The 21,050-nt window shown below is 51.2% G+C and carries 17 protein-coding genes; 9 read left to right on the top strand and 8 right to left on the bottom strand.

Annotated features, from left to right (window positions below; all coding sequences use genetic code 11):
• Positions 1-12: 12 nt before the first annotated feature.
• The 5 genes from SH449x_RS05850 to scpB form a co-directional block, all read right to left on the bottom strand.
• Positions 13-1,323: an efflux RND transporter periplasmic adaptor subunit gene (locus SH449x_RS05850; RefSeq protein ID WP_482380389.1), complete on the bottom strand. Its 1,311-nt coding sequence runs from the start codon at positions 1,321-1,323 to the stop codon at positions 13-15.
• A 132-nt stretch (positions 1,324-1,455) separates the two neighbouring features.
• Complete coding sequence (gene hemA / locus SH449x_RS05845; protein WP_482380388.1) at positions 1,456-2,736, bottom strand: glutamyl-tRNA reductase; 1,281 nt, start codon at positions 2,734-2,736, stop codon at positions 1,456-1,458.
• A complete protein-coding gene (locus tag SH449x_RS05840; RefSeq protein ID WP_482380387.1) occupies positions 2,733-3,605 on the bottom strand; it encodes a hypothetical protein in 873 nt (290 codons plus the stop codon). The genes hemA and SH449x_RS05840 overlap by 4 nt, the downstream gene beginning before the upstream one ends.
• A gap of 81 nt (positions 3,606-3,686) precedes the next feature.
• Entirely contained in the window at positions 3,687-4,019 is a 333-nt protein-coding gene (locus tag SH449x_RS05835; protein ID WP_482380386.1) for a hypothetical protein, read from the bottom strand.
• A 231-nt stretch (positions 4,020-4,250) separates the two neighbouring features.
• Positions 4,251-5,090, bottom strand: coding sequence for an SMC-Scp complex subunit ScpB (gene scpB / locus SH449x_RS05830; protein WP_482380385.1), 840 nt, complete (start codon positions 5,088-5,090; stop codon positions 4,251-4,253).
• 220 nt (positions 5,091-5,310) lie between these two features.
• Here scpB and SH449x_RS05825 point away from each other — a divergent pair, with 220 nt between their 5' ends.
• Positions 5,311-5,922: a hypothetical protein gene (locus SH449x_RS05825; RefSeq protein ID WP_482380384.1), complete on the top strand. Its 612-nt coding sequence runs from the start codon at positions 5,311-5,313 to the stop codon at positions 5,920-5,922.
• A gap of 265 nt (positions 5,923-6,187) precedes the next feature.
• On the opposite strand, the gene SH449x_RS05820 is transcribed toward SH449x_RS05825, so the two are convergent.
• On the bottom strand, positions 6,188-6,979 hold the full coding sequence (locus SH449x_RS05820; RefSeq protein WP_482380383.1) for a cupredoxin domain-containing protein: 792 nt from the start codon (positions 6,977-6,979) through the stop codon (positions 6,188-6,190).
• Between the two features lie 395 nt (positions 6,980-7,374).
• On the opposite strand from SH449x_RS05820, the gene purM reads away from it, so the two are divergent.
• From purM to asd, 4 genes are read left to right on the top strand one after another with little or no spacing between them, the layout of a single operon-like run.
• Positions 7,375-8,436 carry a phosphoribosylformylglycinamidine cyclo-ligase gene (purM, locus tag SH449x_RS05815; protein ID WP_482380382.1) on the top strand — a complete coding sequence of 354 codons (1,062 nt, stop codon included), beginning with the start codon at positions 7,375-7,377 and terminating at the stop codon, positions 8,434-8,436.
• A 34-nt stretch (positions 8,437-8,470) separates the two neighbouring features.
• Positions 8,471-8,728, top strand: a complete 258-nt coding sequence (locus SH449x_RS05810) for a MoaD/ThiS family protein (RefSeq protein ID WP_482380381.1) — start codon at positions 8,471-8,473, stop codon at positions 8,726-8,728.
• Positions 8,729-8,735: 7 nt separating this feature from the next.
• A complete protein-coding gene (locus SH449x_RS05805) occupies positions 8,736-10,037 on the top strand; it encodes a glucuronate isomerase (RefSeq protein WP_482380380.1) in 1,302 nt (433 codons plus the stop codon).
• A gap of 12 nt (positions 10,038-10,049) precedes the next feature.
• Positions 10,050-11,174 carry an aspartate-semialdehyde dehydrogenase gene (asd, locus tag SH449x_RS05800; RefSeq protein WP_482380379.1) on the top strand — a complete coding sequence of 375 codons (1,125 nt, stop codon included), beginning with the start codon at positions 10,050-10,052 and terminating at the stop codon, positions 11,172-11,174.
• Positions 11,175-11,341: 167 nt separating this feature from the next.
• Here asd and SH449x_RS05795 read toward each other — a convergent pair whose 3' ends face one another.
• Positions 11,342-11,914, bottom strand: a complete 573-nt coding sequence (locus tag SH449x_RS05795; RefSeq protein ID WP_482380378.1) for a response regulator — start codon at positions 11,912-11,914, stop codon at positions 11,342-11,344.
• A 782-nt stretch (positions 11,915-12,696) separates the two neighbouring features.
• Between SH449x_RS05795 and SH449x_RS05790 the strand changes: the two genes are divergently transcribed.
• The 3 genes from SH449x_RS05790 to SH449x_RS05780 all read left to right on the top strand — a co-directional run bounded on the left by SH449x_RS05790 (position 12,697) and on the right by SH449x_RS05780 (position 17,705).
• Positions 12,697-13,275, top strand: a complete 579-nt coding sequence (locus SH449x_RS05790; protein ID WP_482380377.1) for a tetratricopeptide repeat protein — start codon at positions 12,697-12,699, stop codon at positions 13,273-13,275.
• 490 nt (positions 13,276-13,765) lie between these two features.
• A complete protein-coding gene (locus tag SH449x_RS05785) occupies positions 13,766-16,303 on the top strand; it encodes an ATP-dependent Clp protease ATP-binding subunit (RefSeq protein WP_482380376.1) in 2,538 nt (845 codons plus the stop codon).
• Between the two features lie 145 nt (positions 16,304-16,448).
• Complete coding sequence (locus SH449x_RS05780; RefSeq protein WP_482380375.1) at positions 16,449-17,705, top strand: threonine/serine exporter family protein; 1,257 nt, start codon at positions 16,449-16,451, stop codon at positions 17,703-17,705.
• A gap of 169 nt (positions 17,706-17,874) precedes the next feature.
• On the opposite strand, the gene SH449x_RS05775 is transcribed toward SH449x_RS05780, so the two are convergent.
• Positions 17,875-18,783, bottom strand: a complete 909-nt coding sequence (locus SH449x_RS05775) for an alpha/beta hydrolase fold domain-containing protein (protein WP_482380374.1) — start codon at positions 18,781-18,783, stop codon at positions 17,875-17,877.
• Positions 18,784-18,953: 170 nt separating this feature from the next.
• Between SH449x_RS05775 and SH449x_RS05770 the strand changes: the two genes are divergently transcribed.
• Positions 18,954-20,948 carry a glycosyl hydrolase family 28-related protein gene (locus SH449x_RS05770; protein WP_482380373.1) on the top strand — a complete coding sequence of 665 codons (1,995 nt, stop codon included), beginning with the start codon at positions 18,954-18,956 and terminating at the stop codon, positions 20,946-20,948.
• The last annotated feature ends 102 nt before the right edge of the window (positions 20,949-21,050 follow it).

Below are 21,050 nucleotides of genomic sequence, written 5' to 3'. Positions count from 1 at the left end.
TTTTCCCAACTACTACTTTTTGCCAACAATCAGTTCCATGCCGGGTTCTAGCTCACCGGCTGTCACCACCGTATAACGACTCTCTGCAAAGCCAATCTCAATCTCGATCGCTTGAAGCTGATCATCTTTGAACACCCAGACATGCCGCTTGTTCTTCTTGGCTTGATCTAATTCTGTCTCTTTCGTTGTATCTTTCTCTTCTTCGCCAGCTCGATTCCATTGCGAACCGTCGAGCAGCTTCCGGTCTTCTTCCCGGACCAGCCGAATGTTATCGGGGTAGTATCTAAGTGCAGCGTTAGGCACTTTGAGAACATCGGAAACCGAATCCACCTCGAATGACAGCTGAGCGGTCATACTGGGGAGAAGTTTCATGTCGGGGTTCGCAGTCGTAACCACGACCGGGTAAGTGATAACACTTTGCGTTTCGGTCGCACTGAATCGAATCTGTTCAATGAGTCCCTTGAACGTTTCCTCAGGGTAAGCATCTACTGTAAAAGTGACCGGCAATTGCTTTTCATAGGCTTGCCGAATCAAACCAATGTCGGTTTCATCCACTGTAGCAAAAACGTTCAGTTTTTTCCTTAGATCGGGGGCTACCGTAAAGAGCACAGGAGTTTGAAACTGAGACGCCAGAGTTTGGCCAGGATCGATCATCCTTTCGAGGACAACGCCATCCACAGGAGAGCGAATATTGCAGTACTCCAAGTTAGTCAGTGAGTTATCTAACTGCGCTTGGGCTTGCTCAATCGAAGCCTTCGCTACCTCTAAAAGTGCCTCCTGGGCGGCATACTCAGCCTGTAGACTATCCATCTCTCGATCGGATAGATACTTTTCGTTTTTCAGCCTGAGCTTTTCACCTCGCTGCAGGTTGTTTTTTGACAACAACAACTGGGCCTTAACGCGTAACAACTCGGCTTTTCTTGTGCTCAGCGTGGCTTGATCCCGGTCTACTGCCGCCTGATATAGCAAGGGGTCGACCACCGCTAGCAAGTCATCTTTTTTCACCTCATCATTGAAATCCACATTGATTTTCACGATCGGGCCGGAAACAAATGCACCGATGGAGACCTTCAGGACAGGTTCAATCTTGCCCGTCGAAGTGATAAAGCGCTTTGCATCGCCACGAGTAACCTTGGCCGTCTCCCATTGGGGCATGTTCCTCTGTTTGAGGTAGTTGGCCATGGGTTGATAGCTGACGCCGCCGATAACGCCCAGAATGCCAATCGTGGCTAATAGCTTCACCCAAAGTCGCATGTGGTATCCGCGTTGATCATGGTTTTGTACGTTCTTATAGTTCGCATGCTTATTCAAAATCTTGGACACGGTGACCAGACTGCGAGCATATTCCGCCCATAAAACTGTACTCGGAATTTGCAAATTTACCACAGCAGCGGGCTTGCAACGCGAACATTGAGAGAGTCAGTCGGCAAACAGAAAAGGACTAGCTCAGGGCATTTACCTGATCTGAAACAGCCGCCTGACAGCCGAAATGAGGGAGTCTCGCTGGTCCGCTTGGGCCACTTCCCGGATCGACTGGAGCGGTTGATGCAAGAGTTTGTTCACCAGGCGATCGAAGGCGTGAGTGATCTCGCGTTCCATTTCCTCGGAAAGCCCTTGCATGCTCCCCTTGCCTAGTAGCCTAGCTAGCTCTGAGTCCCGTATCTCAAGGGCGCGGCTGCGAAGAGCCCGGATCGTTTCACCGGATGCCCTCAGCTGCCAGTCGGCCGTGATCCTTTCGACTTCTTCCGCGATGATGCGACGTGCTCGGGGCAATTGCTGTTCTCGAAAGCTTCGGTTTTGGTCACAAACGGCCTGCAGATCGTCGACCGTCTTTAAAAAAACATCGGGCAAGCGTCCGATGGAAGCTTCAAAATCACGTGGCACCGCCAGATCGAGAATTAACAAATCTCCCTTCTGTCGAGATTGCATGATCTTTCGAAAACGCTCTTCGGTGATGATCGGCTCGGTGGCGCCCGTGGTGCTAACGATCAAATCCGCTTCGGCAATCGCAGCATCGAGATCCTCCCAGCGGCCGGTTCCGACTCCAAAATCCTGAGCCAGTAAGGTAGCATTATCCACCGATCGATTGACAATCGTGACGAGCTTAGCCCCCGCATCCATAAGGTATACGAGGGACTCCCGCCCCATTTCACCACTTCCGATCAAGAGGATCTGCTTGTCATCGAATCGCTCAAAAAGCTCCGTGGCAATCTCGCTAACGGCAACGCTGGGGACGCTAATGCGGCGACGATGAATCTCCGTCTCATTGGTTACCCGCTTGGCGACTTGGTTGGCATGTTGAAATGCGGCGTGCATCACAGGCCCGGCAAAACCTAGCTGCACGGCTCGTTCGTAAGCGGTATGCACCTGGGAAGCAATCTGAGACTCCCCCACGATTAGCGAGTCGATACTGCTAGCGACTGTGAACAAATGCGCTAGGGCATTAGAGTCATGGTGAGACGAAAAATAACTTTCATAATTCGATGCGGATAGCTGATGAAAATCAGCTAGAAACGATATCAAATCCTCTCGTTCGGGAATCTGTGCATCGGTGGTAGCAGTCCCTACGTAAAGCTCCACACGATTGCATGTGCTGAGCAAAACACTTTCACAGTCCGCATACCGATCTTTGAGCAAGTTCAGGGCGGCTTCGCCTTGTGCGTCGGTAAATGAGAACTTTTCTCGCACTTCTACCGGCGTGTTGTGGTGACTGCACCCGATCATCCGGATCTTCATCGAGACCCCTTTTCCGCGTTCTCGATCGATCTAGGCTCTGCGGTATTGCTTCCGTGCGGAGTGCTCAAAACCAAAGCAACCGCAGCTACCACCACAACGAATGAAATGATGTTCATCGCCGCAGTGGACCGACCTCGACCACGACGAGAAAACTGCCACTGGATGACCGAAGCGACCAGCAACCACAAGAAAAGACCACCGGAAAAGAGGATTCCCCTGTCGAGCCACTCGACCTGGCCATCCTTCACGATGTTCATGATGACGCCGGATACCATGCCGAAACCGATAGAGCCGGCGCTCCCCAGAAGGCATCTTCGCCCCAAGGACTCCAGATACTCAAGCGGAGGTAGTTGCAGCTTGAACCGCCGAGGTTTCGTGCTTCTCAACCAGTTCGATTGAATCAGGTACATGATGGCTGATGCCATGCCTAAAGCGATCAGCATGGTTCCCAAGGTCATTCCGACACCATGAGCTAACCTCCAGCCTGAGGCGGAACTGTTTCGAATCCCGACATCCGAGGGAAGAAGGAATGTGCCTGCTACCAGCAAAAGCAACAAAGGAATAACGAACACCCCAATTCTGTTGTCGGGGCGCCGGAGCAACATCGAATAATACGATACTGCGAGAAGCCAAGAACTCAACGTCCCCCAGTCGTGCCACGACAAATACAGCGGGCTTTCTTCATTTGCTAATGCTAAGAATAGTCGATCAAGAAGGTACAGCGAATGCGTGAAAACCGAGGCAGTGGCCCCCACCAAAAGAATCCACGTTAGCCACGAGCCTATCGCCCCGCTCCGGAATCGTCCCCGGATCAGCTCCATAATAAAGAGGGCGGCATACGACAAAAGAAAGCAGATTACATTTGGCATCGGAGTATTGTCGCATAAAGGAAAGAGCCTCGCGAATGGTCGCAAGGCCCGTGGCTCTTCTGATGCCTCTACGAAACGAGACTAATCCCACTCCTCGTCTTCGTCGTCATCATCATCTTCGTCGTCGTCGTCGAAATCGTCGTCGTCCCAATCTTCATCCTCTTCGTCATCCCATTCTTCTTCCTCCTCGTCCTCGCCTTCCTCCTCGTCCTCACCTTCCTCTTCGTCCTCTTCGTCGTCGACTTCCTCCCATTCATCCTCCTCGAGTTCTTCTTCGTCGAGGTCCTCTTCCTCTTCGTCCTCGTCCTCGTCTTCGAAGTCGTCCTCTACATCATCATCGAATTCTTCTTCGTCCTCAAAATCGTCTTCTTCGTCCTCGTCATCTTCGAAGTCGTCATCATCATCGTCAGTCATGACTAGCGGTTGAGCGTCTGGTACCACGAGGGCATCGCTCCAAAGTAACCGCTCAGAGTTGCTACGCGGTTTCAACTTTTTTGCCGTTAACGTCATCTTCACTGGTGGACTCCTTTATTTCCTTTGAACGTGAGGTCGATCAATACTTACGGTGTATCTTAACGGGCAATCTAGTGTTGAACACGGAGGGGTGGAAGGGAAATTTGATCCTAGAAGCCAAATTTTTCTTCCCTAATTCCCATCTTCGCTCAACCCTATTTCCAGCCCCGGCTCTGCGTCCACCCCTTTTTCGGAAGTCGACATTTCTGGCTGAACGGAAATTCTCGATGCAATTTCGGCTTCGGCCTCCCGAATCTTCTGGGCTCTCGGCAAAAAATCAAGAGATTGTAGTCCGAACAACTGCAAGAATCGTTTGGTTGTACCGTATAAATAAGCTCTGCCAAGGTCCTCGGAGCGGCCTTCTATTCTAACTAAATTGCGTTGCATCAATTGTCGCAGAGCTTCATCCGACCCAACGCCGCGGATAGCCTCAATTTCAACCCTCGGAACCGGCTGGCGATAAGCGATAATGGCCAACGTTTCCAGCATGCTGGCACTGAGCACCGTCTCGCCAGGAACCAGCTCCAATCGCCTCAACCATGGAGCAAACTGGGGCCGGGTCAAAATCTGCATCCCGCCAGCCACCTCTTCAATCCGAAACGCGTATTGCTCCGAATCATAAAGATCGTTTAACCGTCGCGCGATCGTTCGCGCCTCTGTTGGGTCGTCAAGTTCTGCTAATGTTGCAAGCTTCCTGGCCGAGATCGGCTCTCGGGAAACAAACAAAATAGCCTCGACAAGCTCCTGTTTACCAAGTTGTTCTGGCAGCCGATTCCCGAACTGATCCTCTTCGTCCCCCAAGGACCGAAATCTGCTTTTTCTTCTCGACTGACGCAGACGTTCCTCCCCTGACGTCCCACGAAGGAAACCAAGATCGAACCGATTGGCTGCAAGCGTCCGATGCGGTGTAACCAAGCCTGTGGCCAGAACTCTTTGCAAATGATTACACCGAATTTCCATCTTTTCCGACATTTCGGTACCCTCCCTGGAGCAAATGATCGAATCGACCAATCCGACGGAAATTCTACCGTACGACACTCGCAAGCGACACTGCTGGCTCCGAAACCTCCGAGTTCGTAAAAAGAAACGATGCGAAGAAAGTGGATCTGTTAGTATATAGTCGGTGCTGCACACCGTTATTAACGGCTACACCAGCACGTTTTTGTGCAACTCCAGGTCTCAGGCTCAGGAAATGTCCCACGCATCTCAACTCTCCTCAAAACCCATCATTACCCAACCAGTGCCCCAAACGAATTGGAATTCCGTCGTGATTCTTGTCGGAGTCGGCATTGGGGTCGTGATCATCACTTCCGTGACGCTGCTCTGGTTCTTGTCTGGACAAGCGGTTTCTGGAGAGGAGTTCTGTCCGCAAACATTCCAGTACCGCACTTTCTACTACCGCCGTGTCCCGCGGATCAACAAAATCGTCTCCGCAACCATCCTAAGTCCGCAATCACTCCCCGTCTCATCCGCTGTTCTGCAGCATGTTCAGCGTCTTCCTGGCGAACGCTGGGATGTGGTGACCGTCACTGAGGGTTTTCGCAGTGAGGTTCGCTCGCCAAAAATTCTTATCGATGCACTTACCTGTACAACTTCCAGCGGCACATTTTGGGATGCATGGTCCAAGGAGCATCCGGAACTGGCAAAGCTCACCTGGCCACTGGTCCAACGCGCGGCGTTGGCGGATTCTTACGACCTGATACCAACCATCCTCGAACAAGCGCTCGAGATATCTCAAGAAAGCGAACCGTCTATCAACGCAAAGTCTTTCGCCGATCGGTGGTCTGACAAGCTCGATCGATGACACCCGGCTGGATAACACCAGGCTTAGTGTGTGACCAATGAAATCGATCGCTTGTTAACGTGATTATCGTGTGGCACGTCCCTGAGTCTTCGAACCTGACTATTCGAAGGGCTTGTTTTAGGGCGTGCCACCCGGAACTGATGCTTTCGGACGGAAAGCTTGTCTTAATCGAAAATTCTCCCAGCCAACCTAAGCTTCCGCCGTTTCGTCAGGCAACGCCTGCGATGCAGCGCCCGGGCTGGTGTGAAGGGTTGCGACCAATGATTTACTTACGGAATCGGCTCACATCGATTTCGACTTTACCAAGGTCGTTCATGCCTTCTTTTAGCGTAAGGGTTGTAACCCCTCTGGCCCAATTTTCTTTCTTGCCAGCTACGGTCACATCCTGAATCGATTTGTCTTGGTTTTCGTGCCAAATTCTGAAATCTAGGGGGGTGCCAGCAGGCAGGTTGGAAATCGTAATCACACCATTCTCATCGCTGATTCCGGTGTAAGGATGGGAAGTTACAAAGACCCAGGCCTTCATCCATGGGTGAACATTGCACTCCACAGGCGTCGGTGCTCGCTCTTCGAGTTCCGTCTTGATCTCCACGCTTGAGTTAGCAGGAATGACGGGGTTTACTTCTTTATTCTCAAAAAAGGCCATCTTCGCGTTGTGCGACACAGTGTCAGAATTCTTGACTTCCAAGGTTTGTCCGGCTCGGATCGTCATCACGTGGGGCACAAACACGCACTTTACGTTGTCCAAAACAGGCTTGTCTGCTGGAAGGGCTAGTAGATCGGGATGAATGTCCGACTCTTTAAGCTTTGTTTTTCGCGTGTCGAGAGTGAAGACGACGTTCGCGAGACCGCCATTCGCTGGATTGACGACCATGGTTTCGGATTTAACGGTCTGCACGCCGCAACCTGGATCGGTTACCTTCAGGTCGTCTGCCGAGGGTGCTTTGCCAGTGAGCACGATAGTCATTTTTAGATCGGCCCATTTTTGTGCAAAGGTGTTCTCTGCCAAGCATGCTACGGTACCAACAGCCATTAGCCCAAGGGTGAGTTTTCTCATGAATTTTGCCTTTTCGAGGTGTGAGTGTCATTTTTGCCTACCCCAATAGTAGATGATAACTCATATTTTTCAACGCTTGCCCCGGCGTGGCATGCCGCGGATGGCACACATAGACGCAATCGGGTTTGTGTTTGCGAGTCTTTGGTGTAACCCAGCAAACGAACTGTAAGGCTTCACGTTTTTCAAAAAATGCCCATAATGCGGACGGTTGAGGAGGGTACCTCCAGACGAGGACACGGCTTTCAATGAGTTCGAGGTCTATCATCTGGCGGTCGTTTCTCAAAAAGCCTTGAAAATCCTGCTACACGTCGTCCGTGACGATCGTTCGCATCGGATGATTGCAACTCCCTCGGTTCCGGCCCTTTACGTTTCGATTGGAAACGCTGCACGACGCAATGACGACAACTTACAAAGACAGTGGCGTTGATCTGGAGCTTTACGAACAAGCGATGCAGAAGCTGCCAGCTTTGATGCGGCGCACCTTTACGCCTCGTGTGGTTCGCAATGATGGCGGATTTGCAGGGCTGTACGCACTAGACTTTAACAAGTCGCTTTTCTCCCGAAACTATGAGGAGCCGATCCTGGTCTCGGGTACCGATGGAGTAGGGACAAAGCTCCAAGTGGCCCAGATGCTCGGTCGACATGATACGATTGGGATCGATCTCGTGGCCATGTGCGTCAACGACGTGCTTTGCGTTGGAGCCGAGCCGCTGTTCTTCCTGGACTATATCGCCATGGGGCGAGATAACCCACCTCTTTTGGAAGCGATTGTACGTGGCATCTCGGATGGTTGCATCCAGGCCGAGTGCAGCCTGCTCGGTGGCGAAACAGCCATCATGCCGAGCCACTACCACGGCGACATGTACGACGTGGCCGGCTTTTGCGTTGGTGTTGTAGAAAAGAAGCGGCTGGTTTCAGGACAGTCGATCACCCCCGGGGACGTAATCCTTGGGGTCAGCTCATCAGGCTTTCACAGCAACGGCTTTAGCTTGGTCCGAAAAGTGGTTTTCGATAAAGCTGGCCTAAGCGTGGGCTCCTACGTCGCGGAGCTTGGCACAACGGTTGGTGACGCACTGATGACACCAACCGTCATTTATAGCGAATTGGTGCGAACGGTTCTGAATCGATACAAAGTAAAGAATGTTGTGCATGGTATCGGTCACATTACCGGTGGCGGGCTGCTGGAAAATACGGAACGCATTTTGCCACCAACGGTCGATCTAATCTTTGATCGCGGCACTTGGGACATCCCGCCAATTTTCCCTTGGCTAGCCGGTCTAGGGCAGATCGAACCAAATGAGATGGAGCATGTCTTCAATATGGGGCTCGGTCTCACCTTTATCGTCAGTGAGCATTTCGCCGATAGTATTCGCAGCCAGATTCAAAGTGCCGGTTACCAGTGTTTTGTGATTGGACGAGCCGTAGAGGGATCCGGCAAGAGTCGATATTCGAGTTAATGTGGATTCGTTACGACAATTTAAAGCAGCTATCATGAACCAACTCGAGATACAACTCTTTGCAGGTGCTCGTGATGCTGTAGGGCTTGATCGGATCGATTTAGAAATTATGTTGCCGGTTTCTTCGCGTGAGCTCAAAACGGCGATTGGAGAGAAATACCCTCAGCTTCAATCGATCCTACGTTGCAGTCGCATCGCGATGGGGCACGTCTTTATCGATGATCAGCAACGCATCGAGGCTACGGATTTACCAAAAGAACTCGCCATCATTCCTCCCGTAAGCGGCGGTTGAAATAACTATGAACTCACTTGCTAAATCTCTCTTCTACGAGCTGGACAAAATCGTCTTGATCGACTCGCATTCCCACATTAATCCCCACAGCCCTGCTTCACAGGACTTGGGAGATTTGCTGGGATATCATTACTACACGGAGCTAGCTCATTCCAGCGGCATGCCAAAGAATCGCATCGAGGAGGCTGGCATCTCGAGCCGCGACAAGGTGGAGCGTTTATTCGGCCACCTCGCGAACATCGATAACACGATCCAGTGGTCGTGGTTCCTCGAACTGTCGCGGGAACTGTTCGGTTTCCAAGGTGAAACGATCGACCAATCAAACTGGGAGGAAGTCTACCAGCTGGCATACGAACGGATGTCCTCGGCTGATTGGGAAGAAACCGTTCTGAAAGCGAGCAACGTCGAGAAGGTTTTCTTAACCAACGATTTTGACGATCCATTGACGGGATTCGATACGCAGCGATATGTTCCCTGCTTGCGAACAGATGATTTGGTGTTCCATTTAGCGAACTCCACAGTGCGAGATCGATTCACCAAAGCCACCGGCTTGGAGCCGACATCGCTCCAGAAGCTTCGTGACGGCATCGAATTGTTGTTCCAGAAATTTGTATCCAAGCAAGCTCGTGCATGCGCCATCTCTCTTCCCCCATGGTTCACTCCGGCGAAACATAGAAACTCGGCGCAGCGACTTGTTCAGTCGCTGGATGAGGTACTGGCTCAGGGTTACGCTGCCGGTGAGGAATCGAGCCGCATGCTTTCGGAATGGGTGTTTTGGACCATAGCGGAGCATGCAGAGAAGTATGAGCTTCCTTTTGATCTGATGATTGGAGTCAATCGCAAGGTCTATCCGGAAGGGGTCTTTCAAGGCCAGGATTTGTATGATTCCCGCGTTTCGCTGATTCAATATCGGGAATTATTCAATGCGTTTCCACAAGTTATGTTTCCCATTTCGGTACTGGCATCTGTTACCAACCAGGAGCTAGTCAGCTATGCCTGGATTTTTCCCAACGTGATCACTCACGGTCACTGGTGGTACAGCAATACGCCGACCTACATTCGGCACGACCTCAAGGGACGAATGGAGGCTGTTCCGCGCAACAAACAAATCGGCTATTACAGCGATGCCTACAAGCTAGAGTTCATCCTGCCCAAATTCCGAATGTTCAAGAGAATTCTAGCGGAATCGCTCGCGGAGGATTATTGCCAAGGTCGCGGCTGGACGGAAACCAAGGCTCTGGAGTTTGGAAAACAATTGTTGCGAGGCAACGTCGAAACCATCTTTCAAGTAAACAATACGAGTGAATAGAAGAGTAGAGTCGTGAAGAAAATTGGTCTAGTTGGTTGGCGGGGAATGGTCGGTTCGGTGCTCATGCAGCGCATGCAGGAAGAACAAGATTTTCAACACTTCGAGCCCATTTTCTTTTCAACATCCAACTCCGGAGGCGCCGGACCGAACGTGAACGGCCAAGCGACAGGTCCGTTGCAATCGGCAACCGATTTGACCGCACTCACCAAGATGGATGCCATCATTTCTTGCCAGGGAGGAGATTACACCTCGCGAGTCTACGACGAATTACGTCGGACGGGCTGGGCTGGCTATTGGATCGACGCGGCTTCCACTCTAAGGATGAAAGACGACGCAATCATAATTTTAGATCCTGTCAATGAGGCCGTGATTCGAGATGGCCTTAGCCGTGGCATCAAGACTTATGTCGGCGGGAACTGTACCGTTTCCCTGATGCTTATGGCATTGCACGGTCTCTTCCGAGAGGATTTAGTGGACTGGACTACCAGCATGACCTACCAAGCTGCTTCGGGGGCCGGTGCCCAAAACATGCGCGAGCTGATCTCGCAAATGGGTACTATTCACAGCCGCGTCAGCGATCAACTTGTCGACCCAGCCTCTGCGATACTAAAGATCGACCGAAACGTCGCTGATACCTTGCGAACCCCCGAGTTTCCGACGCAAAACTTTGGAGTCCCGCTCGCGGGGAGCTTGATTCCATGGATTGACAAAGATTTGGGAAACGGCCAAAGCAAAGAAGAGTGGAAAGGGTGTGTGGAGACCAACAAAATCCTAGGTTATGCACCGGATACCGTTCCTGTCGACGGCATCTGCGTTCGCATCGGTGCAATGCGTTGTCACAGCCAAGCGTTGACGATCAAGTTAAAGAAGAACGTGCCGCTTGACGAGATCTCCGAAATTCTTGATACCGCCAATCCATGGTCAAAAGTCGTACCTAACGAACGAGATGCGTCGATGCGAGAGCTTACACCTGCTGCAGTGACGGGTGGATTGGTATGTCCGGTCGGCAGGCTCAGAAAGCTGAAGCTCGACAAGACGGGCAGTGGCGATTATCTATCGGCATTCACGGTTGGCGATCAATTGCTATGGGGTGCAGCCGAGCCACTTCGCAGGATGCTAAGAATCGTACTGAGTTAGTAAGCTGGAGTCCTTGTTGAAACAGATCGCTCGTCCGATCAATGTCACCGCCCAACACACACATAGCAGGGAAAACGTCTCCATATCTTGAGTAAAAATGCGAAAAACCTTTGCTGCAGCAGCAAAGGTTTGATTCGCTTTTTTCAGTCTAAGGAGCAGCCCGAGAACTAGACAAGTTCTTTCTTAGCACCGATCAGCGTGCGAAGTCGTTCAGCCAAAAGACGTGCGTCAAATGGTTTCTTGAACGTTTCGTTGATGCTCGATCGATCAAAACTCATCGTGTTGCCATCATCGGGAAGCAGGGCAATCAAAACGATCTCGGTAAAGTCCGAGTTCTTCCGTAGGTTTTGACAGATTTGCAACGCTTCGAGCTTTCCAACGGAAAAGTCGACGATCATGCAATCTGGATGAAAACTCTCGGCTTGAATGCCTGCCTCGAAACCGCTTGCAGCGACCGAAACCTTAAAGCTCTTCTCCAGTGGGAGTTCTCGCCTTAGGTTTTCGATCAAAACCTGATCTTGCGCAACGATCAGGACTTTCGCCATGGCCTCATCTTCCAAGTCTCCGAGGGGCATACCATGCTCCTTTAAGAACTTGATCAGATATTCTCGCGGGATACGTCGGTCTTGCGAACCGGGGATGCGATATCCTTTGAGACGGCCGGAGTCGAACCACTTGCTAACGGTTCTCGGGGCCACCTTGCAGATCTTCGCGACCTGTCCTGTGGTGAACACCTTCATATTTTTGGTCTCCGTTACCTTCCAATAGTGAGTGAGTCCGCACGGTCGCTATGTCGACCTATGCTTGACAGTAGTCGCCCTTGTTGGTGCAGGCTTTAGATTGGCGAATGCCTATCTTTCTACCGCTGCCAACGACTGGGTCTGGGCTTAACAATCAAGAACAGCGCTTTGCGTCGAGCGAAGTGAAATTCCGTTTCCTCCTCGCTGCGGTCCAAAGTTTTTTCTGAGGGACTGTCAGGCTGCCAAGGAAACGATCGCGAGCGACCGCACCCCTACGACGGTTCGCTTCCGTTCCGTTTGCAATGATTCCTGACCGCATCGCCACCGCCCTGAGAGAAGGGCATAGATTCAGCGGTGACTGATCGATCAGGCCGTACACGAAGCAAGTACGTACATACCGACAGCCGCCTCCGTGATGAGGATTCACGGATTGCTGGCACTTTCCCCCCTATACAGTTCGGCAACTTCCTTTTGCCAGACAAACTCGTAAAAGTTGTCCAGCGCAGAAAAGGCCGTTCTGCACCTAGTTTCGATTCAAATGGGGGGATTACTTTAGAAAGAATCTTCGGTTGGTTAAGCATCTTCAAAATCTTCCGAACTATGCGAGTCAAGAGCGACTTTTTGGCAAAATCCGAAAATTCTTAAGGCTTTTCCTGAAGCATCCTCAAATTGATCTGCACTCATGTGTCGTGTTTCGCTAGTTTTCCAGTGGGGAAGCTTTCAGCGACTTCACGCGCGATGCTAATTCAACCTTCCCAACACAAGAATCGCAACCGCTTCGCATGAATCTGATATTCGGAATACCTAGAATCGCAAGCCACTTCTGGCCAGGCTTTCGCAAAGCATGGGATTGTATGGATCATCAAGCAGCCATGGTTGCGATCCTTTTTGCTTGGTGCTCGATTTTTGTGGGACTCAACTGCTTCTACTGGGCGCAGTGGTACCCAAGCTGGATTGTAAATTGCCTATTGGCGGCCCTTGTGATCACTTCATTGGCACACGGCGTTCGCCCGTTATTGCTGGGGCAATCACAGACAGTCCCGCGGCTCAACCCCGATTTAGCGAGCCAAGTCGAGCTAAACTTTAGATTGGCCCAGGAGAGTTACCTTCAGGGAGATTACTTCGAAGCCGAGCAACACTTGTTAAAAAACTTGTCTGTTAATGATGCGGATATTGAATCAGCGTTACTCTTGTCTTCAGTCTACCGTAGGTCAGGGAAGTTCGGGGAAGCTCTGGAGACATTGAATCAACTGCAACTCCGCGACGGGGCAATTCGCTGGGGCACCGAAATAGTCCTAGAAAAGGAGAGGGTCATACGAACAAAACGGCAATCCCTTACGATCCCCCCTCCCAAAGCATGACAAAACCGTTACCATCCAGCTATTCGGTGGAAGAATTCCTACGGGAACTTTTGGTAACCTCCGAATAATCATACCAATAACGGATTGCTTCTCGGTTTCCTTTGATGCGACATGGTGGTTGTGGCTGATTTATGAGTCAAGCTTTGCGAAAAGGCAAGTTATGCGACGCAGCCATCCAATACGGACCCAAAAAATCTAGAAAAGGATTTTTTCGCTTTTTGGAACGCAGATTGCACCCTGACTTGGTGATTGATACGAGTTGTGACATTAAGTTCCAAGAATAGCTTTGTTTTGTTTTGGTTCTCCCGCCAAAGACACCTGTTCTCCTGGGACTTCGCGGCAACAATATTAGATACCGATGCGACGTAATTGGGCTACTGCATCCTGGCTCCAAATGTGAGAAAGGCTGGCGCTGGTCACGATGCTCGCTCGAGTAAGGCTTTTAGACCGTTAGAAATACGCTGACGACCGACTTAGAAAGGTTTTAGACATGTACGAACGATTCACCGACCGCGCTCGAAAGGTTATGCAACTGGCTAACCAAGAGGCCCAGCGCTTCAATCACGAGTACATCGGCACCGAACACATCCTTTTGGGCTTGGTCAAAGAGGGAAGCGGTGTGGCTGCAAATGTCCTCAAAAATCTAGATGTTGACTTGCGTAAGATCCGTCTCGAAGTGGAGAAATTGGTCCAGAGCGGCCCAGAAATGGTCACCATTGGCAAGCTGCCGCAGACTCCAAGGGCCAAAAAAGTGATTGAGTATTCCATGGAGGAGGCTCGCAACCTGAACCACAATTATGTGGGCACGGAACACATTCTTTTGGGACTGCTCCGCGAACAAGAAGGAGTCGCTGCCCAGGTCCTTATGAATCTCGGAATGAAGCTCGACGATGTTCGCGAGGAAGTGCTGAATTTACTCGGCCACGGAATGGAGAGCGCCGAGGTGGGAGACCGAGGCGGACGGGAAGGCACGAGCAGTTCCGAGTCCAGCCCGTCGGCAAAGGGTGGTAAGAGCAAGACGCCTGCCCTCGATAGTTTTGGTCGCGATCTCACCGAACTGGCTCGCCAAGGGAAGTTGGATCCGGTGATCGGTCGAGAACGAGAAATTGAACGAGCGACCCAAGTCCTCTGCCGACGCACAAAGAACAACCCCGTTTTGCTAGGTGAAGCGGGGGTCGGTAAAACGGCGATTGTAGAGGGTTTCGCCCAACGAGTTGTCAATGGCGAAGTGCCTGAGATCCTAGCGGAAAAGCGAATCGTGGTGCTCGATTTGGCCATGATGGTCGCCGGTACCAAATACAGAGGTCAGTTCGAAGAGCGAATCAAGGCGGTGATGAACGAGGTTCGACGTGCGAAAAACACGATCCTTTTCATCGACGAATTGCACACGCTGGTTGGTGCTGGTGGTGCCGAAGGTGCGATTGATGCAGCGAACGTTCTCAAGCCAGCCTTGGCGCGTGGCGAGATTCAGTGCATCGGGGCGACAACCTTGGATGAGTACCGAAAATATATCGAAAAGGACAATGCTCTGGCCCGACGATTCCAAGAGATCATGGTCGAGCCTACCGGCACCGAAGAAACTATCCAGATCCTCAAGGGACTCAAGGAACGGTACGAAGAGCACCACCGTGTGCAAATCACCGATGATGCCATCGCTTCCGCTGTCGAGATGAGCGAGCGATACATCACCGCACGATGCTTGCCAGACAAGGCGATCGATGTCATTGACGAGGCAGGCGCTCGGGTCCGACTTCGCACTTTGAGCAAGCCACCAGATTTGAAGGATATCGACGACGAAGTCGAGCGACTCAACCGGGAAAAAGAAGATGCGGTGGCCAATCAAGATTTCGAGAAAGCTGCCAGCTTGCGGGATCAAGCTGACAAGCTCCGTCGAAAGAAAGAACAGATTACTCGCGATTGGCGAGAAAAGAGTCGCGAAACGGACGGGGTGGTCGACGAAGAAGTCATTGCAGAAGTCGTCTCCAAGATGACAGGCATTCCACTGACCCGACTCACAACCGAAGACTCGCTTCGCTTGATGAACATGGAAGCGGATCTGCATAAGCGAGTCGTCAGTCAGGAGCAAGCGGTATCGGCCGTTTCTAAGGCAGTTCGCAGAAGTCGCTCAGGACTGAAAGATCCAAAGCGACCAACTGGTTGCTTTATCTTTGCCGGTCCTACCGGTGTCGGAAAGACCTTGCTCGCCAAGGCCTTGGCGGAAAGCTTGTTCGGCGATTCCGATGCCCTGGTTCATATCGACATGAGCGAGTACATGGAGAAGCACAATGTCAGCCGACTAATCGGAGCTCCTCCAGGATACGTGGGCTATGAAGAGGGTGGTCAGCTTACTGAGAAGATTCGTCGTCGGCCTTACGCTGTGGTTCTTCTCGACGAAATCGAAAAAGCACACCCTGACGTGTTCAACATGATGCTTCAGGTTATGGAAGAAGGGCGATTGACCGACAGTTTCGGCAGAAATGTCGACTTCCGAAATACGATCTTGATTTTGACTACCAATGCTGGTGCAGAAGCGATCAAGAACGAGTCGGCCTTTGGATTCCAAAAGCCGGAGGGAGATGCCTCCTACGACAGCATGAAGTCCCGGGTGATGGATCAAATCGAACGAGTCTTCCGACCCGAGTTCTTGAACCGGCTGGACGATGTGATCATCTTCCGTCACCTCAACAAAGAGGATCTCAAGAAGGTTATCGACTTCGAAATGGCAAAGGTTATGGAACGGCTCAAGGAACGTGGGTTCAACTTGATCCTGACAGACGAAGCCAAAGAGTTCATCATCAAGCAAGGGTCGAATCTCGATTACGGTGCTCGTCCGCTCCGAAGAGCAATCGAGCAACGAGTCGAAGATCCATTGTCCGAGGAATTGCTCCGAGGAACCTTCGAGGGCAAGAACACGATTGTCGTGGACGTCTTCAAAGACGAAAATGGCAAGATTACCCGATTGGATTTCAAGAGCGAATTGCGCGAACCCAATACTGAAGGTCAACCTGCTGCTGCAGCCGGTGCTTGATCAATTTAACTTCGATGGTTTATTTTCGGAGTTAACGGGAGTCACCCATTAACTCCGATCACATGCATGCATCCGCTATCGCCTTGGTAGCGGGTGTTTTTTTATTTTAAGGAACCCTGATTGTGGGTTTTGTGTCACTCTTTTTATGCTTCGCTCTCCTCTCAATCTAAAGAACTCGCATCCTTCGTTATCTCCAGCTTCTGAGCTGGATCAGCTCAAGTATGACTTTCTCATTAGGACGGGCGAAATGCTCCATAGATATGGAACCCCGTCACATCGACTCGAAAGAGTGATGACGAAAATCGCTCGAACGCTTGGGGTGGAAAGTGTTTTTCTTTACACCCCGACCGCTCTTGTCGCGGCCTTTGGGGAGGGGCGTGAAGAAAAGACCTTTATGCGGAGGGTCGACTCCGGGTCGGTTGACGCAGAAAAACTGATTCAGTTTGATGAGATCTTGGAGCGACTTGAAGGAGGAGAAATTGATATTGCCTCTGCTTCAGAACTCATGGAGAACGCCGCCGCTGCCAAGCCGCTGTATTCCACCTGGTTGACTTCGGTGGTATGTGGCATCGGCTGTGCCTGCGTCGCGGTCTTTTTCGGCGGAGGCTGGGAGGAGATACTCACAGCTGGTTTGATTGGATTGAGCATCGCCGGCATTGAGCTTGCGCAGTCAAAGCTTGGTTGGGAGGTAGGGCTGCTTTTTCCCGTGGCAGGTTTTTTTGCAGGGATCGCATCCCTCGGGATTAGCCAATTCATCCATCCCATTGATGACAGGCTGGTGACTTTGGCATCGCTGATCATTTTGCTTCCGGGATTCTCGCTAACGATGGCATTGACGGAATTGGCGATTGGGCATTTATCTGCAGGAGTCGCTAGACTTGCAGGTGCATCGGTGACGTTGGTAACGTTGTTCCTGGGCGTTGCCATCTCATGGCGAGTTGCTGGGGATTGGCGAATCGAGTCACCTGTTGTGGAGCCTGTTAGCAAGTGGATACATTATTTTGCCTTGTCCATCGCTCCGGCGGCTTTCGCGATATTGTTTAGGGTTCGATTGTCATTGTGGCCGGTTGTCTTTGCTGTAAGCCTCAGCGGCTACTTCACGGCAACTTGGTTCGGTACCCGATATGGCGTTGAGGTGGGCTCGTTCCTTGGAGCGTTAGTCGTCGGTTCAGGCAGCAATTTGTTTGCAAGGATTAGGGATAGACCATCGTTGGTTCCTCTCGCTCCAGGTTTGATTTTATTGGTGCCTGGCTCACTGGGGTATCGTTCTCTATCGGCGTTGCTTCACCATCAGACCGTGGAAGGAATCGAATTCGCTTTTGGGATGATTGTTGTCGCCATCTCGTTGGTCGGTGGACTCCTTGCCTCATCAGCACTAGTTCCACCGAAACGAATCCTTTGACCTCTTGCTGTAGCATTCGCAAAGTATTAAGGGCTCCATTGGCTTTCTGTCGGGGATCGGTTGGACCTCACGGGAGACGGACAAGAAACTCTCCACTTCAAAACCACGCAAGCCATTCTCCCGTGCATTTCATGGTTCATAGCTGTGTAAGAGTAGCTTGAACTGACGGTCATCGATTTTGCAAATGACGATCGAACCAATCTCCAAAGGTTCGAATATCCCATACCATGGTTGCCCAACCGTGATTGCCACCCTTGTGAACTACGACCCTTACTTCTCTGTCGAACACTTGAGCCGAATCGCGGAATCGCTCGGACTGTTTTAAGGGCACGAGCGTGTCGGAATCCCCGTGATAGATCAACGTGGGGGGCAAATCGTTGTCGACAAAATAAACGGGTGACGCCTCGCGACCGATTTGTTGCCAACGTTCTTTGTCCTGTGCATCAGGTCCAAAGGCATTGACAAAACTCTTGGGTGGGCCACCATCGCCGAGATCTTCCGTTGAGCCATCGAGATTCAGAAGATCGGTGACCGGATAGAAAATCGCGACAGCTTGAACGCTCGCGCTCTCACGATCTATATCATCGCGAGGGTCGGGATGCGGCTCCTTGCCACGAGTTGCCAACATCAAGCTTAGATGACCGCCAGCACTACCTCCCGTAACTCCGATTCGTTCAGGATCGATTCCGTACTCCTTGGCTCGATGACGAATAGTACGAATTCCCCGAGTGACATCCTCAATGATTTCGGGAACGGTCGAATCAGGCTGAGATATGTGGCAGATGGCAAAGATCGTGTAGCCACGTCGCAGGAGCGGAGCCATCAACCATGCCTCTGCTTCTCCAGCTGCTTTGGACTTCCAACCACCACTCACCATAAAGGCGACAGCCAAGCCATTTGGATTCTTGGGGCGAATGATATCCATGGTCAACGCTTTTCCATTTCGCTCCCCATACTGAACACCATCCTGCCTATCGAATGCCGGGTGATAGTACCACCACAGAAATCCTGCCACCGAAACCACAACGGTTCCCAACGCCAACGTTGTCCAAGCTACAATCTTAATCCATCGCCACATTGTTAATCCATTTTCATTTCATACTTGTCGCCATCTTCTCAATAGTCAAAATCGTACCCGAAATCCTCGTTCCTTTCGAGCGTGGATGGAAGTATCATTTCCATCAGTTGACGTCCTTCGAGTGAATTCCTCTTGAACTCTGTCTTTCTCTCAGTAATAAAGGTTGAGACATGGTCTCTGCAGCGATAAGCGATCACGGCGCAGATGTTGGCTCAAATGGTGCACTTCAAGCGATGCTTACTTGCATGCCGTCAAGTTTGCTTAGACCGTTTGCAATTTTATGGGTTTGGTTTTGCATAACGTGCTGCAACTGCTTGGCGTACCAACCTCAACTGGGTGCAAAGTTTGATATCAACGAATCAGTGGAGTATCCACCAAGTTCGAGAATCATCAATGTTACAAAACCACCCTACAATGCCAAGGGAGATGGCGTGCACGACGATACGGCCGCTATTCAGCAAGCACTATCTGACATGATGGGCCTACACAAGATGCTGTACTTCCCGAACGGAACCTATCTTATTTCGAGCACTCTGCAATGGTCGAATAAGAACTCTTCGGGAAGTAACGCTTGGGGAAAGAATTTCTTGTGTGGTCAGAACGCACACAAAACGATAATCCGCTTAAAGGATGGTTCGTTTACCGATCCGAACAAACCTGCCAGTATGATGTGGTGCGGTGGTTTCGGCTCCGCCGATTGGTTTCATAACTACGTTGAGAACTTCACTTTTGATATAGGCGAAAACAATCCCGGCGCGATCGCGTTGCAGTTCTACTCGAACAATTCAGGGGCTGTCCGCAACTGTCGCTTCATTGCTGAGGGGGATAACGGTATCGTTGGACTCGATCTCGGGCATTGTGATATGAATGGACCTTTGCTCGTTCGTCATTGTGAAGTCATTGGATTTCAACGAGGGATAAGTACCGCCCGTGCCGTAAACGGGCAGACCTTTGAACACATCACGTTACGCAATCAAAGGGAGTTCGGCTTTGATAACGCAGGGCAAGCGATTTCGGTACGTGGACTGCTCAGCGAGAATTCGGTACCAGCCGTTCGCAGTTACGGTACATTCTGCTTGATAGACGCTGAGCTATCTGGATTCGGCGACGCGAATCGATGGCCAGCCGTTATTAACTACAACGGTGGAAGAATCTTTCTTAGAGATGTTGCGACAAAAAATTATGCACGTGCGGTAGGTGATGTAGCAACTCCAGACTGGGTTGCCGTTCTACGAATCTCGGGCGAGGATAAACCCGGCAGTCTGGGCCCACATGTGGATGAATATTCTTCGCTGCCTGTCACCACGGCTTTTCCCGCAGACACAGCGTCTCTAAGACTTCCTGTCAAAGATCCACCACTAGTGCCAAACGATCCGATCGAAACGTGGGCCAATGTGGATGATTTTGGTGCCGATCCGAGCGGAGCAACAGATTCTGCGGCGGCGATCCAGAAAGCCATGGACTCAGGGGCCACAACGGTTTTCTTACCGGGATTCTATGAATTGCGATCAACCGTTACGCTCGGTCCCAAGGTTCGCCGTGTTGTCGGCTTGGGAGGCTGGATTGACTATTTCAAAAAGGCAAACCCCGACTTCCGAGTTGTCGATGGAGAATCACCCGTGGTTGTGTTTGAACATTTTTCCACGGTTCACGGTGGTGTCGAAATCGATACCAATCGCGCGGTTTACTTTCGGAGTGTCTCCGATTGTGATCTGACTTTTGGTCCCAATGCCCGAGGTGGCGAACTCTTTTTCGAAGATTTTGTAACGCACAACTTGTCCCTCAATAACCAACAGGTCTGGGCACGACACCTCAATGTTGAGAATGAGGGAACGCATATCGTTAACGATGGAGGGAGGCTTTGGGTGCTAGGATACAAGACGGAGCGAGGGGGAACATTGCTCGAATCCCGCAGCGGAGCGTCGAGCGAAATCCTTGGCGGTTTCAGCTACACCACAACGGCAGGCAAGCTAGCACCGATGTTCGTAACCAATAACGCATCCGTGTTCACGTTTTTCAATGAAGTTTGCTTTAATGGCGATCCATTCGAGAATTTGATCCGCGAGACTCGCGGAGATTCGACCAAAACACTCACGCGTAAAGAATCGCATACGACACCCTATTCCGCCCGACCGATGCATGCTCCGCGGAGTACACCGGATTAGATTTATTCGACAGAAAATCCGCCGGATTCGCCTTCAGGGATAGGCTTGGGACCAGACGTGTCACTCGCTGGCGATATCTTTAGAATAGACTAATGCCCCAGC

This window comes from Brakhagea baltica (assembly GCF_052161605.1).
Lineage (GTDB): Bacteria > Planctomycetota > Planctomycetia > Pirellulales > Pirellulaceae > JBKCUI01.
The sequence above is the reverse complement of the archived record's forward strand: the minus strand, read 5'-3'. Positions and strand labels throughout refer to the sequence as shown.